The sequence below is a fragment of the Pseudoxanthomonas sp. JC1303 genome (genome assembly GCF_058448525.1).
The window spans coordinates 2,475,686-2,490,469 of the sequence record NZ_CP185958.1; the positions used below are offsets into that span (position 1 = coordinate 2,475,686).

Here is a 14,784-nt window from a genome sequence, read left to right on the forward strand (position 1 = left end):
TGTTCCGTGGGAGCCGCTATAGCGGCGATGAGGCTTTCTCGGGAGAGCCCCATCGCCGCTATAGCGTCTCCCACCTGTAGAGCGGAGCTTGCTCCGCTGCTCTTCGTTCGGTTCGTGGGGAAGGCCGCAGCGGAGCAAGCTCCGCTCTACAGGCAGACCGCTGCGAGACTTGAGAAGACAGTTGCTCCCACAGCAGCCACTGCCCATCAACAGCAGGGCAGCCATTGTGCCCACAGCAGCCATTGGCAATGACTTGCGCCGCTGTCGGCAGCGGGCTTACAGCTTGGCGCGCTGCTCCTGCAGGGCGGTCAGCTGGCCGGTCCAGTCGGCCAGGCGCACGCGCTCCTGCTCGACCACGGCTGCGGGCACCTTGTCGCTGAACTTGGCCAGCTTGGCCTCGCTCTTTTCGCGTTCGCCGGCGACCTTGGCGATTTCCTTGTCCAGGCGCGTGCGCTCGGCGTCCAGATCGACCAGGCCTTCCAGCGGCACCAGCAGGCGCAGCTCGCCGACCACGGCGGCGGCCGAGGCAGGCGCTTCGGCGCCGTCCAGCCATTCGATGGCCTCCAGCTTGAGCAGGAACTGCAGCTGCGAGGCGAAGCGCGCCACGCGCGCGCGATCCTGCTCGGTGCCGGCCTGCAGCAGCAGGCGCACGCTCTTGCCGGGTGACACGCCCAGTTCGCTGCGCACGCGGCGCAGGGCGCTGACCATGGCCTTGAGCCATTCCACATCGGCCTCGGCCGTGGCGAAATCGGCCGCGTCCACGCTTTCCGCGGTCGGGTAGGCCTGCAGCGAGATGCTCTCGCCGGCCACGCCCACGCGCGGGGCCACCTGCTGCCACAGCTCCTCGGTCACGAACGGGGCCAGCGGATGCAGCAGGCGCAGCAGTCGCTCGAGCACGTACAGTAGGGTGTGACGGGTGCTGTCGGCGGCAGCTTGATCGGCGCCATTCAAGGCCGGCTTGGCCAGTTCGACGAACCAGTCGCAGAACTGGTTCCAGGCGAACTCGTACAGCGCCTGTGCCAGCAGGTCGAAGCGGTAGGCGGCGAAGTGTTCGGCCGCCTCGGCCGATACGCGCGCCAGGCCGGCGAGGATCCACTTCTCGGCATCGGTCGCAGGCTGGGGCGCACCGCTGAACTGCGCGCCCTCGGTGTTCATCAGCACGAAGCGACTGGCGTTCCACAGCTTGTTGCAGAAATTCTTGTAGCCCTCGGCACGGCCCAGGTCGAACTTGATGTCGCGGCCGTGGGTGGCCAGCGCGGCGATGGTGAAGCGCAACGCATCGGCGCCGTGGGCGGCGATACCGTCCGGGAATTCCTTGCGCGTGGCCTTTTCGATCTTCTCGGCCAGCCTGGGCTGCATCAGTCCGCGGGTGCGCTTGGCCAGCAGGTCGTCCAGCGAGATGCCGTCGATGATGTCCAGCGGGTCCAGCACATTGCCCTTGGACTTGGACATCTTCTGGCCTTGCGCATCGCGGATCAGGCCGGTGATGTAGACGTCCTTGAACGGCACCTGCCCAGTGAAGCTGTCGGTGGCCATGACCATGCGCGCCACCCAGAAGAAGATGATGTCAAAGCCGGTGACCAGCACATCGCTGGGCAGGTAGCGGTCGAAACCGCGCTCGGCCATGGCCGCCTCGTCCGGCCAGCCCAGGGTGGAGAACGGCCACAGCTGCGACGAGAACCAGGTTTCCAGCACGTCGCTGTCCTGGGTCAACACCACCTCATCGCCCAGGCCGTGCGCGGTGCGCACGGCGGCCTCGTCGCGGCCCACGTAGCAGGTGCCGGCTTCGTCATACCAAGCCGGGATGCGGTGGCCCCACCACAGCTGGCGGCTGATGCACCAGTCCTGGATGTTCTCCATCCAGTGGCGATAGGTGTTGATCCAGTTCGGCGGGACGAACTGGATGTCGCCGTTTTCGAAGCGTTCCAGGCCGCGCTTGGCCAGGCCGTCCATCTTCACGAACCACTGGTCGGTCAGGTAGGGCTCGATCACTTGTCCGGTGCGGTCGCCGCGCGGCACCTGCAGCTTGTGCGGCTTGGTTTCGACCAGCAGTTCCAGTGCTTCCAGGTCGGCCAACACGTCCTTGCGCGCGACGTAGCGGTCCAGGCCCTGGTATTTGTGCGGGATTCCGACATCGATTGCCATGTCGATGTAGTTGGATCGAGGAACTGAAGCGCCGTATTGCTTGGCGACCCGCTCCTTCCAGCTGTTGTTGTCGATGATTTTCGCTTGGTCGTCGAAAATGTTGTACAGCGGGAGGTTGTGGCGCTGACCAACCTGGTAGTCGTTGAAGTCATGCGCAGGCGTCACCTTCACCACGCCGGTTCCAAATCCCTGCTCCACGTAAGCGTCAGCGATCACGGGAATCTGGCGACCCGTTAGCGGCAGCGTGACGGATTTGCCGATAAGTGCCGCATAGCGCTCATCTTCGGGATGCACCATCACTGCTGCGTCGCCCAGCAGGGTCTCAGGGCGGGTGGTGGCCACGACCAGGTAGTCGCGCACTTCGCGCAGGGTTTCATTGCCGTCGGCATCGACTTCGACATGCTCGTAGGTCGCGCCGTCGGCCAGCGGATAGCGGATCGACCACAGAAAGCCGTCTTCCTCGACGTTTTCCACTTCCAGGTCGGAGATCGCGGTCTTCAGCACCGGGTCCCAGTTGACCAGACGCTGGCCGCGGTAGATCAGGCCCTGTTCGTACCAGCGGAGGAAGGCCTCGTTGACCGCCTGCGAGGGCTGCGGGTCCATGGTGAAGGTGCTGCGCGACCAGTCGGCCGAGGTGCCCAGGCGCCGCATCTGGCGCTCGATGGTGTCGCCGGACTGCTGCTTCCATTCCCAGACCTTGGCGATGAAGCCCTCGCGGCCCAGCGAGTCGCGGGTTTCGCCCTGGCCTTCGGCGGCCAGGTTGCGGCTGACCACCATCTCGGTGGCGATGCCGGCATGGTCGGTGCCCACCTGCCACAGCGCGTCGAAGCCGCGCATACGGTGGTAGCGCACCAGCGCGTCCATCAGCGTCTGCTGGAAGGCGTGGCCCATGTGCAGCGTGCCGGTGACGTTCGGCGGCGGCAGCAGGATGGTGTAGGGGGTGCCGGTGCCGGAGGGCTTGAACGCGCCGCTGGCCTCCCACTGCGCGTACAGGCGCGCTTCGAAGGCTTTGGGGTCGTAACTGGAGGCGAGCGGTTCGGTCATGGCAATCGGTCTTGGTCGTCCCGGCGCATCGCCGGGCGGAACGGGAATACGGATCGGCCGGCACGGGCGCCGGCCGAAGGGGTTACATGTCGTGCTTGTTGAGCGAGAAGCCTCGGGCCTGGTACTGACGCCAGCGCTCGCGCAGCGGCTCGCGGGCGGCCGGATCGGCGGGCACCACCTCCAGCACCCGCTCACAGGTGCCGGCGTAGGCGTCATCGCGCAGGTTGATCACCAGCGGACGTTGCGGGGTGTCGGTGTCCGGCGTGGCGATCAGGACCGGGGTGACCTCGTCCTCGTCATCCATCCCGACGATCTGGTGCGGCACATAGGCATCGTCCTCGAAGGCCCACAGCAGCTCGTCCAGTTCCTCGGCCTGGGCCGTATCGCGGGCCAGGATCACCGTGTACTGGCTGGTGGCGTAGCACTTCTTGGCCAGTTCGCAGACCAGGTGCAAGGGCGCCTCGAGGAAGCGCGGCTTGGCGATCAGGTAGAAGTCGGCGCGGGCCATGAACAACCAGGGTGGGGAATGGGGAATCGTCGCGCGAATGCGCTGACGCGTGCGGGGCAGGGCGATCGAAGCATCGCGCCCGCCCCGCGCGCCATCAGGCCGCGCGGTCCAGCAGCCACTGCGCCAGCAGGTTCACCGGGCGGCCGGTGGCCATGCCGCGCTTGCCCTCGTCGTTGGCCACCCCGGCGATGTCCAGGTGCGCCCAGCGCTGGTCTTCGGCAAAGCGCGACAGGAAGCAGCCGGCGGTGATCGCCCCGCCCCAGCGTCCGCCGATGTTGTAGACATCGGCGAAGGCCGAGTCCAACTGGGCCTGGTATTCGTCCCACAGGGGCAGGCGCCAGGCGCGGTCGTAGACGTGCTCACCGGCGGAGAGCAACTCGTCGCACAGGTCGTCGTGCTTGCTCATCAGGCCGGCGGCATGGCGGCCCAGGGCGACCATGCAGGCGCCGGTCAGGGTGGCCACGTCGACCAGGGCGGCCGGCTTGAAGCGCTCGGCGTAGGTCAGTGCGTCGCACAGGATCAGGCGACCTTCGGCGTCGGTGTTGCCGACCTCGATGGTGCGCCCGGACATGGAGGTGATCACGTCGGAGGGACGGTAGGCGTTGCCGTCGATGGCGTTCTCCACCGCCGGCACGATGGCCACCAGGTTGACCGGGACCTTCAGCCCGACCGCGGCCACGAAGGTGCCCAGCACCGTGGCGCCGCCGCACATGTCGTACTTCATCTCCTCGATACCGCCCTGGACCTTCAGGTTGACGCCGCCGGTATCGAAGGTGATGCCCTTGCCGACCAGCACGTAGGGCCGGGCGCTGGCATCGGCCGCGCCGTTCCACTTCAACACGATCAGGCGCGGGCGGTTGGCCGAGCCGCGGGCCACGGCCAGCAGCGAACCCATGCCGAGGGCTTCCATCTGCGCCTCGTCCAGGATCTCTGCTTCGGCACCATCGTGGGCGGCGGCGAAGTCCTGCGCCTGCTGGGCCAGGTAGGCCGGGTTGCAGATGTTCGGCGGCAGGTTGCCCAGCTCACGGGTGAACTTCACGCCGTTGGCGATGGCGATGCCCTGGGCCAGGGCTTCGGCGTCGTCGCCGCTGAAGGCGACCTTGGCCAGGCTCAGCGGCTCGGCCTTCTTCTTGCCCAGGGTGGCGGTGTAGCGATAGGTGGCGTGCTCGGTGGCGGCCACGGCCTGGCGGATCGCCCAGGCGGCGTCGCGGCCGGGCACGTCCAGCCCGGTCAGGGTGATCAGGGCGCTGGTGGAGGCCCCATCCTTGAGGGCGCGCACGGCCTCGGTGACGACCTTGAGATAGGTCGGCACGTTGAACTTGGCTGCCTCGCCCAGGCCGACCACCAGCACGCGCGGGGCGGTGACGCCGGGAAGGTCGTGCAGCAGGGTGGTGCGGCCGCTACGGCCGGGGGCATCGCCGCGCTGGACCAGGGCGGTCAGGCGGCCGTCGCTGGCCGCATCGACCGCCTTGGCCGCTGCATCGAGGGTCTTGTCCGCGTACACGCCGACGACCAGGCAGTCGACCGCCGCGGCGGTGGGGGTGTCATGGTTCAGTGTGAATTCCAGGGCCATTGCGCAGATTCCGTTGAGTCGGTTTCACCAGCAGTTACGTACAATCCGTGGCCGCCGCGGTGCTGGATGCCCCGGCTCAGCCTCGGTCCGCGCGATACGCGCACCGGCACTCGAACCCGTAATTGTAAGGCAACCCCCACCCGATGCCGAAGCTGGACCGCTATCTCTTCGCCGAATTCACCCAGAGTTTCCTCGCTGCGCTGATGGTGCTGCTGGTGGTGAGCCTGGGTGGCCTGCTGGTGGACGTGCTGGGCGACGTGGCAGACGGCAAGCTGCCGGCAGGGCTGCTGTTGTCCCAGTTGGGGCTGGCGGCGGTGACCTTCATGCCGCTGATCCTGTCGCTGTCGCTGATGCTGGGCCTGATGCTGGCCATCGCCCGGCTCTACCGCGACTCGGAAATGCCGGTGCTGACCTCCATTGGCGTGGGGCCGCGGCGCCTGCTGCGGCCGCTGCTGATGCTGGTGGTGCCCATGGTGGTCCTGGTGGGCATGATCTCGCTGTGGCTGGGGCCACTGGCCGCACGCACCAGCCAGTCGATGATCGCCCAGGCCAACCGCTCGCTGATCGTGGCCGGCCTGGAACCGGGCAAGTTCACCGTACTCAGCAATGGCTCGGTGGTCTACGTCGACGGCATGTCCGCCGATGGCACTGAACTGAGCAAGGTGTTCATGCAGCGCCAGCAAGGCGACCGGCTGGACGTGGTGACCGCCAGGAGCGGCAAGATGTATTTCGAAGGCGAGACCTCGCGCTACCTGCAGCTGAACAATGGCTTCCGGGTGGAGGGGCCGGCCGATGACGGCAAGGATTTCCGCTTGATGCGCTACGCCAGCAATGCGGTGGCGCTGCCGGACCAGCAGGAAAGCAAGCCCGACGACGATCCCGAACTGCTGCCCACCGGGCAACTGCTGGGCGACAGCAGGCCGCAGGCCAATGCGCAGCTGCACGCGCGCATCACCCCGCCGCTGCTGTGCCTGGCCTTTGCGTTGCTGACCTTGCCGCTGGCGCGCAGCGCGCCGCGCCAGTCGCGCTACGGGCGGGTGATGCTGGGGTTCCTGGGCTACCTGGTCGCTTTCCTGATGATGATCAATGGCACCCAGTGGCTGACCAGCGGCAAGCTGCCCGCAGCGGCCGGGCTGTGGTGGCTGAGCGTGCCGCTGCTGGTGCTCGGCGTGTGGGCCTACAGCCGTGATGGCCGTCTGCGCCGCCCGCGCGGAGCCCGCGCATGAGCCGGCTGCTGCGTATCCACGACCTGTATGTCGGCAAGGTCGTGCTGGGGACGGTGATTCTGGTGTGGGCGGTGCTGTTGGGCCTGGACATGACCAACGCCATGTCCGGCGAGATCAAGGACATCGGCAAGGGCAGCTACACCTTCGGCCATGCGGTGGCCTACGTGGCCTATACCGTGCCCCGTCGCGCGTACACGCTGTTTCCCACGGCCGCGGTGATCGGCGCGTTGATGGGGCTGGGGCAACTGGCGGCGAGTTCGGAACTGACCGCGCTGCGCGCGCTGGGACTGTCGCGCCGTCGGCTAAGCCTGTCGGTGGCCGTGGCCCTGGGCCTGCTGACGGCCGGGATGGTGGTCAGCATGGAATGGGTCGGGGCCTGGGGCCAGGACCAGGCCGACAACCTCAAGGCGGCGGCCAAATACGGCGATGTGGCCCGTGGACGCTACGCCAGCCTGTGGGCACGCGAGGGCGACATCTTCCTCAACGCGCAGACCGGCGAGGAGACCAGGGTGGACGGGCGCGACGACGTGGTCCTGCGCGACGTGCGCATGTACCAGCTCGACGAACAGGGCCGGCTGGCCTCCATCGCCCATGCCGCCACCGCCACCCATGGCAAGGACAGTTGGCTGCTCAAGGACGTGGTGCGCACGACCTTCGGCGAGCGTTCGCTCAGCCAGGACAAGGTGCCCGAAGAGACCTGGGCGTCCAAGCTGGACCCGGCGGCCCTGGCCGCCAGCCTGGGGCGGCCCCGCTACATGTCGGCCAAGGACCTGTCGCGCAGCATCACCTATCGCCGGCGCAACGGCCTGGATGCGCGCGACTACGAAGAGGTCTACTGGGGGCGCTGGTTCTATCCGGTGAATGTGCTGGCGCTGTGCCTGGCGGCCATCCCGTTCGCCTTCGGCAGCCTGCGCAGCGGCGGCATGGGCAAGCGGCTGTTCACCGGCATCATGTTCGCCTTGGCGTTCTGGCTGCTGCAGCTGCTGTTCGGACGCATGGGCACCGCGCTGCACCTGGACTACCGCCTGGCCTACACCGCCACGCCGGTCCTGATGCTGGTCATCTCCTGGTGGTTGTTCCGCAAGCGCAGCAGTTGACCCGGGCTAGGTCCGGGGCCTGCGCAGCAGGCGCGTCCGACTCAGGCGGTCGTGCCAGGTGAGCCGATCGCGGTCGATCCACGCCCACCAGAAGCCCAGCCCCGCGCACAGCAGGGACACGGTGCCGACCGTGTAGCGCAGCCACAGCGCACGCCAGCTAGGTGGTTGCTCCGCGTGCTGGCCCACCACCGCGATCCGCCAGGGACGCATGCCCAGGGTCTGCCCGCCATGGCGCCAGCTCAACGTGGCGTACAGCCCGGTCACGCACCAGCAGCAGGCCCACAGCAGCCACTGCAGGGCACTGAAAGGCGCGATGTTCTGGCGCGCGGCGTGGTGGCCGAGATAGGTATAGCCGGCGGTGAAAGCGGCCGACACCGCGAACCACAGGGCCAGCGCCGGCCACGCGTCGTAGCACAGGGCCAGCAGGCGCCAGCCGACGAATGCGTGGCGCGGCGGAGGCAGGGCGAGGGGCGGGGCGGGCGCTGACATGGCGCCAGCATAGTCGCCCGTGGCGTGCCGGCCATGGCGCGCCGCGGGATGGCCGCGCCTTGGCCGGGCGACCGCGCCGGCCGTGCGGCGCGTCTATCGGGAATCCAACGACACGCCCTAAGCTGGGGCGATGTCCACGCCCGCCGACCGACGCCAGCGCGTCAACGCCTTGCCTGCCTGTCGCCCCGCCGATCGCGCGAGCATCGATGGGTTTCTCGATGCCGCCTGGGCCGAAGGCGGGTTGGCGCGTGCGACCCTGGAGGCCTACCGTCGCGATCTGGAGGGCCTGGCGCGCTGGTCCGCGGAGCAAGGCGTGGCCGAGCTGTCCGGGGCCGACCGCGCGCTGCTGTTTTCCTTCCTCGCCTGGCGGGCCGGGCAGGGGTATTCCCCGCGCAGCAATGCGCGCCTGCTGTCCTGCCTGCGCGCGTATTACGGGCAGCTGGTCCGTCGCGGGCGCCGCGCGGACGACCCGACCGCCTTGCTCGATCCACCACGGCTGCCGCGCGCCCTGCCCAAGGCCCTGTCCGAAAGCCAGATCGAGGCCTTGCTGGCGGCGCCGGATGTCGCCGCGCCGGCGGGTCTGCGCGATCGGGCGATGCTCGAACTGATGTACGCCTGCGGGCTGCGCGTGAGCGAGCTGGTCACCCTGCCCGACACCGGGGTCAACCTGCGCCAGGGCGTGCTGCGGGTCATGGGCAAGGGCAGCAAGGAGCGGCTGGTGCCGTTGGGGGAGGAGTCCCAGCACTGGCTGCAGCGCTACCTGGACCAGGCCCGCGCGCTGCTGGCCGGAGCGCGCGGCGCGGTTCGGACGGACGGGCAGACCGGGTTGTTCATCGACGCCCAGGGGCGCCCGCTGAGCCGCCAGGCGTTCTGGGGCCTGGTCAAGCGGTATGCGGCACTGGCCGGCATCGATCCGGCCCGGGTCAGCCCGCACGGCTTGCGCCACAGCTTCGCCACCCACCTGCTCAACCACGGCGCCGACCTGCGCTCGCTGCAGTTGATGCTGGGCCACAGTTCGCTTTCCACCACCCAGATCTACACCCTGGTCGCCCGCCAGCACCTGCAGGGCCTGCACGCCAAACACCACCCACGGGGGTGAGGCGCCTCGCGCGGCATGCCGCGCGTGCGCCGAACGCCCGGCCATGGATGGCCGGGCCGGGCGTTCCGGAGCCGATAAGGCTGCGCCATGGATGGCCACGGGAATCCATCCTGCAAGCACGCGCGGCATGCCGCGCGTGCGCCGAACGCCCGGCCATGGATGGCCGGGCGGGGCGTCCTGGAGAGCGATCAGGTTCCGCCATGTAAGGCGGGTGGGGAGGTGATCGCGAAGGAGTCGCAGCAGTGCTTAACCGGTTCCCACCCGAGCGCGCTCCTGGATGGCGGCATCCAAGCACTGCAACACGCTGTACCAAACCCCGCAAACAGGCCTTCAGCCGGCTTGTGCGAGAATCCGGGCGATCTCCCGCCACGGCGGGCCACGCGCAGGCGGCCAGTTGCTGAACCGGTCGCCGCCCTCGAATCAGGAATGTCCGATGCGCCGTCTTCTCCCCTTCGCCCTGCTGGCTGGCCTGAGCCTGACCGCCTGCGCCCAGCAGCCGCAGAACGCCGCCGGGCAGGCCGGCACGGCCAAGGCCGATGCCACGCCCCCGCAGGCCGCGTCCAACGATCCGGCCGATGCCAAGGTCCGTGCCGCGCTCAAGCGCCTCAACCCGCAGGTCGACGTGGACTACATCGGCAAGGCGCCGCTGCCGGGCTTCCGCGAGGTGATCGCCGCCGGGCAGCTGGTCTACGTCAGCGACGACGGCAAGTACCTGCTGCAGGGCAGCGTGGTGGACATCAACGATCGCAAGGACATGATGCAGTCCAGCCCGGCGCTATCGAGCTATCGGCAGAACCTGCTCAAGTCGATCAAGACCAGCGACAAGATCGTCTTCGCTCCCGAGCACCCCAAGTACACCGTCAATGTCTTCACCGATATCGAGTGCGGCTACTGCCGCAAGCTGCACAGCCAGATCGCCGAGTACAACAAGCAGGGCATCGCCGTGGAATACCTGGCCTGGCCGCGCATGGGCCTGGGCAGCCAGGACCACAAGGACATGATCTCGGTGTGGTGCGCGGCCGACCGCAAGCAGGCCCTGACCGATGCCAAGACCTCCGGCAAGGTCACCCCGCGCGACTGCACCAACCCGGTGACCATGGAGTACGACGTGGGCCAGCGCCTGGGTGTCAACGGCACCCCGGCGATCTTTGCCCCGGACGGCAGCCAGATCGGCGGCTACCTGCCGCCGGCCGAGATGCGCGCGGCGCTGGACAAGCTGGCGGCCGCCGATGCCACCAAGGCCCAGGCCTCGCCGGCTGGGATGCCGTAACCGGCATTCGCGCCGTCCGAACCGCTTTTCGAAGCCGGCCCCGCGCCGGCTTCGCTACAATGGCCGGCCCCGTCTTGACGGCTCGCACCCCACGGTTCCGGACATGATCGTCCTCGAAGGCCAGCCGGCCTTGTCGCAGTTCCGCCGCGCGCGGCTTGAATCCCGCCTCAAATCGGTCGCCCCGCAGGTCCGCCTGCTCGGGACCTGGCAGGTTTTTTTCATCGATCCGCAGGCCGGCACCGCGCCGGACCTGGATGCGCTGCGCCGCATCCTCCAGGCCGGCCAGGCGCCCGCCGAGCGCGAGGCCGGCGCCAGCAACCGCTTCGTGGTCCCGCGGCTGGGCACGCTGTCGCCTTGGTCGAGCAAGGCCACCGAGCTGGTCCGCGGCGCGGGGCTGCCGATCCACCGGGTCGAACGCGGCACCCGCGTGGACCTGGCCGGCCTGCCCGACGATGCGCAGGCCCTGGCCGCGGTGACCAGGCTGCTGCACGACCCGATGACCCAGTCGCTGCTGGCCTCGACCGACCAGGCCCAGGCCCTGTTCGACGCCCCGGCGCGCGGGGAGCTGGGGCGCATCGCGCTGGACGACCTGGAAGGCGCCAACGCGCGCCTGGGGCTGGCCCTGGCCCAGGACGAGATCGACTACCTGCGCGCGCGCTACGGCGAGCTGGGGCGCGACCCGTCCGACGTCGAGCTGATGATGTTCGCGCAGGCCAACTCCGAGCACTGCCGGCACAAGATCTTCAACGCCAGCTGGACCATCGACGGCCGCGAGCAGGAGCGCTCGCTGTTCAAGATGATCAAGCACACCCATCAGCAGACCCCGCAGCACACGCTCAGTGCCTACAGCGACAACGCCGCTGTGGTCGAAGGCCTGCCGGCCGCGCGCTATCGCCCCGATCCGGCCACCGGCCGGTACCGCAGCGAAGCGGTGGTGCCCAGCGCGTTCCAGATCAAGGTGGAAACCCACAACCATCCCACCGCGATCGCGCCCTTCCCCGGCGCGGCCACCGGCGCCGGCGGCGAGATCCGCGACGAGGGCGCGACCGGCCGCGGCGGCAAGCCCAAGGCCGGCCTGACCGGCTTCAGCGTCTCGCACCTGCGCATCCCGACCCTGCCCCAGCCCTGGGAAGCCCCGCGCGCGCTCAATCCGCGCATGGCCCCGGCCCTGGAGATCATGCTGGACGGCCCGCTGGGCGGCGCGGCCTTCAACAACGAATTCGGCCGACCCAACCTGCTGGGCTATTTCCGCAGTTTCGAGTTGGCCGAAGGACCGGGCCTGACCCGCGCCTACGACAAGCCGATCATGCTGGCCGGCGGCCTGGGCGCGATTGACCGCAACCAGGTCGAGAAGAAGACCCTGCAGCCGGGCGATGCGGTGATCGTGCTCGGTGGTCCGGCGATGCTGATCGGGCTGGGCGGTGGCGCCGCCAGTTCGGTCGCCTCCGGCGACAGCGCCGAGGACCTGGATTTTGCCAGCGTGCAGCGCGACAACCCGGAGATGGAGCGTCGCGTGCAGGAGGTCATCGACCGCTGCGTGGCGCTGGGCGCGGACAACCCGATCCGCTGGTTTCACGATGTCGGCGCCGGCGGCCTGTCCAACGCCATTCCCGAACTGCTGCACGATTCCGGCGTGGGCGGGGTGATCGACCTGGACAAGGTGCCCAGCGACGATCCCTCGCTGTCCCCGCTGGAACTGTGGTGCAACGAATCACAGGAGCGCTACGTGCTGGGCGTGCCGCAGGCGCGCCTGGCCGAGTTCGCGCAGATGTGCGCGCGCGAGCGCTGCCCGTTCGCCGCCGTCGGCGTGACCACCGCCGAGGAGCGGCTGGTCGTCGGATATGGCGTCAGCGTGGAATCATTGCGTGCTGAGCGCGAGGGCACCCCGCTTGCCGGCCAGCAGGCACAGCCTGCTGGCGTTCGCGAAGGCGCGGACCAGGGGTCCGCAAGCGCCTCCGCTCACCCAATCAACCTGCCCATGGACGTGCTGTTCGGCAAGGCGCCCAAGATGCACCGCGACACCGCCCACCCGGCTCCGCCGCGCTGGCCGGAGCTGAAGACCGCCGGGCTGGACCTGCACGAAGCCGGTCTGCGCGTGCTGGCGCATCCGTCCGTGGCCGCCAAGAGCTTCCTGGTGACCATCGGCGACCGCAGCGTCGGCGGCCTGACCGCGCGCGAACAGATGGTCGGCCCCTGGCAGCTGCCGCTGGCCGACTGCGCCATCACCCTGGCCGGGTTCGACACCTTTGCCGGCGAGGCCATGTCCATCGGCGAGCGCACCCCGCTGGCGCTGCTGGATGCCGCCGCCTCGGCCCGCATGGCCGTGGGCGAGGCGATCACCAACCTGTGTGCCGCGCCGGTGCAGGCGTTGGACACGGTCAAGCTGTCGGCCAACTGGATGGCCGCGGCCAACCACGCTGGCGAGGACGCGCTGCTGTACGACGCCGTGCACGCCGTGGGCATGGCGCTGTGCCCGGAACTGGAGCTGAGCATCCCGGTGGGCAAGGACTCGCTGTCGATGCAGGCGCAGTACCAGGCCGACGGCCAGGCGCACAAGACGGTCTCGCCGGTGTCGCTGGTGATCTCGGCGTTCGCGCCGGTCGATGACGTGCGCACCCAGCTCACCCCGGTGCTCTCGCGCGAGCCGGATACCGAGCTGTGGCTGATCGGCCTGGGCGGCGGCAAACAGCGCCTGGGCGGCTCGGTGCTGGCCCAGGTCCATGCCGGCGAGGAGGCCTTGCCGGCCTTTGGCGGCGACACGCCGGACCTGGACGAGCCGCAGCTGCTGCGCAGCTTCTTCGAGCTGATGCGCGATGCGCGCGCGTCCGGGCTGCTGCTGGCCTACCACGACCGCAGCGACGGCGGCGCGTTCGCCGCGCTGTGCGAGATGGGCTTCGCCGCGCACCTGGGCGTGGACATCACCCTGGACGCGTGGGGCGACGACCCGTTCCGCAGCCTGTTCAATGAAGAACTCGGGGCCATCGTGCAGATCGCCTCCGAGGACCGTGCCGCCTTCGCCGATCTGGTCGAGCGCCACGCCCTGACCGAATGCGCCCAGCGCATCGCCAAGCCCACCACCGCGCCGATGGTGCGGGTGAGCCTGGGCGATCGCACCCTGGCCGAATGGCGCTGGGAGCAGCTGTTCGACAGCTGGTGGTCGGTCACCCACGCCATGCAGCGCCTGCGCGACAACCCCGAAAGCGCCGACGACGAGCGCCACACCGCGCGCACCTTCGCCGATCCGGGGCTCAGGCCGAAGCTGTCCTTCGACCCGGCCGAGGACGTCGCCGCGCCGTTCATCGCCACCGGCGCGCGGCCGAAGGTCGCGATCCTGCGCGAGCAGGGCGTCAACGGCCAGATCGAGATGGCCAATGCGTTCGAGCGTGCGGGCTTCGATGCCTTCGACGTGCACATGAGCGACTTGATCGAAGGCCGGGTGACGCTGGAGCGTTTCACCGGCCTGGCCGCCTGCGGCGGCTTCAGCTACGGCGACGTGCTGGGCGCGGGCCGCGGCTGGGCGACCTCGATCCTGGAGCGCGCAGCGCTGCGCGAACAGTTCGCCGCGTTCTTCGCCCGCGAGTCGACCTTCTCGTTGGGCGTGTGCAACGGCTGCCAGATGCTGAGCCAGCTCAAGGACATCATTCCTGGCGCCGAGCATTGGCCGCGCTTCCTGCGCAACCGCAGCGAGCAGTTCGAGGCACGGACCTCGCTGCTGGAAGTGGTGGAGTCGCCATCGGTGTTCTTCCGTGGCATGGCCGGCTCGCGCATTCCGGTGGCCGTGGCCCATGGCGAGGGCCGTGCCGAGTTCGACTCGCCGGTCGACCAGGCCACCGCGCGGGTGGCGCTGCGCTTCATCGATGGCGATGGCCAGGTGGCCGCCCGCTATCCGATCAATCCGAACGGCTCGCCGGACGGCATTACCGGCCTGACCACCGCCGATGGCCGCGCGACGATCCTCATGCCGCATCCCGAGCGCACGCCGCGCAGCATCAACCTGAGCTGGGCCCCGCAGGGGTGGGCGGAGGATTCGCCCTGGTTGCGCATGTTCCGTAACGCACGCGTGTGGTGCGGTTGATCCGGTTTACTGCACTGCAACGTGTTGCCAGAGCGCGCCCGCCGATTTGTTCGGCGGGCGCTCTTTTTTGTGACGTCCATCACTTTACGCGACAAAATTTTGACGCTTTTCGAGCCTTGATTCAGCTCGGGATCAGCTAAAAACCCTTTTTTAACAAAGGGTTGCGTGTGTCAAGCTGTGGCATGAACGCCACTTGACGCACTGAAATCCCCTGGATGACTATCGAATCAAGCACGTGACCTCCGTCAACGTGCCAGG

Annotated in this window: 9 protein-coding genes; 5 read left to right on the top strand and 4 right to left on the bottom strand. The window is 68.9% G+C overall.

What is annotated here, in order from left to right:
• Nucleotides 1–276: 276 nt before the first annotated feature.
• The 3 genes from ACORQU_RS11060 to ACORQU_RS11070 all read right to left on the bottom strand — a co-directional run bounded on the left by ACORQU_RS11060 (nucleotide 277) and on the right by ACORQU_RS11070 (nucleotide 5,270).
• Nucleotides 277–3,189: a valine--tRNA ligase gene (locus ACORQU_RS11060; protein ID WP_491641226.1), complete on the bottom strand. Its 2,913-nt coding sequence runs from the start codon at nucleotides 3,187–3,189 to the stop codon at nucleotides 277–279.
• 82 nt (nucleotides 3,190–3,271) lie between these two features.
• Nucleotides 3,272–3,697, bottom strand: coding sequence for a DNA polymerase III subunit chi (locus ACORQU_RS11065; protein WP_491641227.1), 426 nt, complete (start codon nucleotides 3,695–3,697; stop codon nucleotides 3,272–3,274).
• Between the two features lie 94 nt (nucleotides 3,698–3,791).
• Nucleotides 3,792–5,270 carry a leucyl aminopeptidase gene (locus ACORQU_RS11070; protein WP_491641228.1) on the bottom strand — a complete coding sequence of 493 codons (1,479 nt, stop codon included), beginning with the start codon at nucleotides 5,268–5,270 and terminating at the stop codon, nucleotides 3,792–3,794.
• A 143-nt stretch (nucleotides 5,271–5,413) separates the two neighbouring features.
• Between ACORQU_RS11070 and lptF the strand changes: the two genes are divergently transcribed.
• On the top strand, nucleotides 5,414–6,496 hold the full coding sequence (lptF, locus tag ACORQU_RS11075) for an LPS export ABC transporter permease LptF (RefSeq protein WP_491641229.1): 1,083 nt from the start codon (nucleotides 5,414–5,416) through the stop codon (nucleotides 6,494–6,496).
• A complete protein-coding gene (gene lptG, locus ACORQU_RS11080; protein ID WP_491641230.1) occupies nucleotides 6,493–7,593 on the top strand; it encodes an LPS export ABC transporter permease LptG in 1,101 nt (366 codons plus the stop codon). The genes lptF and lptG overlap by 4 nt, the downstream gene beginning before the upstream one ends.
• Before the next feature lie 6 nt (nucleotides 7,594–7,599).
• Here the strand turns inward: lptG and ACORQU_RS11085 are convergent, their stop codons facing one another.
• Complete coding sequence (locus ACORQU_RS11085; RefSeq protein WP_491641231.1) at nucleotides 7,600–8,082, bottom strand: RDD family protein; 483 nt, start codon at nucleotides 8,080–8,082, stop codon at nucleotides 7,600–7,602.
• A gap of 130 nt (nucleotides 8,083–8,212) precedes the next feature.
• Between ACORQU_RS11085 and xerD the strand changes: the two genes are divergently transcribed.
• The 3 genes from xerD to purL all read left to right on the top strand — a co-directional run bounded on the left by xerD (nucleotide 8,213) and on the right by purL (nucleotide 14,526).
• Nucleotides 8,213–9,181 carry a site-specific tyrosine recombinase XerD gene (gene xerD / locus ACORQU_RS11090; RefSeq protein WP_491641232.1) on the top strand — a complete coding sequence of 323 codons (969 nt, stop codon included), beginning with the start codon at nucleotides 8,213–8,215 and terminating at the stop codon, nucleotides 9,179–9,181.
• A 433-nt stretch (nucleotides 9,182–9,614) separates the two neighbouring features.
• A complete protein-coding gene (locus tag ACORQU_RS11095) occupies nucleotides 9,615–10,451 on the top strand; it encodes a thioredoxin fold domain-containing protein (protein WP_271647258.1) in 837 nt (278 codons plus the stop codon).
• A gap of 103 nt (nucleotides 10,452–10,554) precedes the next feature.
• Nucleotides 10,555–14,526 carry a phosphoribosylformylglycinamidine synthase gene (gene purL, locus ACORQU_RS11100; RefSeq protein WP_491641233.1) on the top strand — a complete coding sequence of 1,324 codons (3,972 nt, stop codon included), beginning with the start codon at nucleotides 10,555–10,557 and terminating at the stop codon, nucleotides 14,524–14,526.
• Nucleotides 14,527–14,784 lie beyond the last annotated feature (258 nt).